General features: G+C 62.7%; 2 protein-coding genes. One reads left to right on the top strand and one right to left on the bottom strand.

Annotated features, from left to right (window positions below; all coding sequences use genetic code 11):
- A partial coding sequence (locus EN994_RS32305) for an aminotransferase class III-fold pyridoxal phosphate-dependent enzyme (RefSeq protein WP_127308194.1) occupies positions 1-948 on the top strand: 948 nt, incomplete at its 5' end.
- A gap of 75 nt (positions 949-1,023) precedes the next feature.
- Here EN994_RS32305 and EN994_RS32300 read toward each other — a convergent pair.
- A complete protein-coding gene (locus tag EN994_RS32300) occupies positions 1,024-1,176 on the bottom strand; it encodes a TetR family transcriptional regulator C-terminal domain-containing protein (RefSeq protein WP_245466155.1) in 153 nt (50 codons plus the stop codon).
- Between the last annotated feature and the right edge of the window lie 17 nt (positions 1,177-1,193).

The raw sequence follows: 1,193 nt of genomic DNA, 5'->3' as shown, positions 1-1,193 counted from the left end.
GCCTATCACCGTGTGAAGGGCGAGGGCTCGCGCACCCGGTTGATCGGCCGCGAGCGCGGCTATCACGGCGTCAATTTCGGCGGCATCTCGGTCGGCGGCATCGTCACCAACCGCAAGATGTTCGGCACGCTGCTCGGCGGCGTCGACCATATGCCGCACACGCATCTGCCGGAAAAGAACGCCTTCACCAAGGGTGTGCCGGAGTATGGCGCGGAACTCGCCAACGAGCTGGAGCGTATCGTCGCCCTGCACGACGCTTCGACCATCGCCGCCGTCATCGTCGAGCCGGTCGCCGGCTCCACCGGCGTCATCCTGCCGCCGAAGGGTTATCTGGAGAAGCTGCGCGAGATCTGCACCAAGCACGGCATCCTGTTGATCTTCGATGAGGTCATCACCGGTTTCGGCCGTCTCGGCACACCGTTCGCCGCCGACTATTTCGGTGTCACGCCCGACATCATGACCACCGCCAAGGGCGTCTCCAACGGCGTCATCCCGATGGGCGCGGTGTTTGTGAAGAAGGAGATCCACGACGCCTTCATGACCGGCCCCGAGCACATGATCGAGTTCTTCCACGGCTACACCTATTCGGGCAACCCCATCGCCTGCGCGGCCGCACTCGGCACGCTTGACACCTACAAGGAAGAGGGCTTGCTGACCCGTGGCGAGGAGCTGGCGCCGTACTGGGAAGACGCGCTGCATTCGCTGAAAGGCGAGCCGAACGTCATCGATATCAGGAACATCGGCCTGATCGGTGCGATCGAGCTGGCGCCGATCGCCGGCCAGCCGACCAAACGGGCCTTCTCGGCCTTCGTCAAGGCGTTCGAGCGCGGCGCGCTGATCCGCACCACCGGCGACATCATCGCGCTCTCGCCGCCGCTGATCATCACCAAGGGCCAGATCAACGAATTGATCGACCATGTTCGAGATGTGCTGAGGTCAATCGATTGACGGACTGACGCGGTCGGTTGAGGTCGGCGCGGCAGCGCGCCGACCTGACCTTTTGCTTGCAACGAACCATTACAGTCAGGCGGGCAACGCACCGATCCCGGTCAGGATCACCCGCTTGATATTTTCCTTGGCTTCCCGCCATTGCCGGTCGGACAGAGGTTTTCCGCCATTGAGTGTCTCGATCTGATGGCCGAAATCGGCGTAGTGCTGGGTCGTAGCCCAAAGCATATAGAGCAGATGACGCG

The sequence above is a fragment of the Mesorhizobium sp. M7A.F.Ca.CA.002.09.1.1 genome, from assembly GCF_003998555.1.
Taxonomy (GTDB): Bacteria; Pseudomonadota; Alphaproteobacteria; order Rhizobiales; family Rhizobiaceae; genus Mesorhizobium; species Mesorhizobium ciceri.
The sequence above is the reverse complement of the archived record's forward strand: the minus strand, read 5'-3'. Positions and strand labels throughout refer to the sequence as shown.

What these genes read in the sequence shown, in the direction of transcription:
- EN994_RS32300 (WP_245466155.1), bottom strand. Translation starts at nt 1,176, where the DNA reads ATGCTTTGGGCTACGACCCAGCACTACGCCGATTTCGGCCATCAGATC.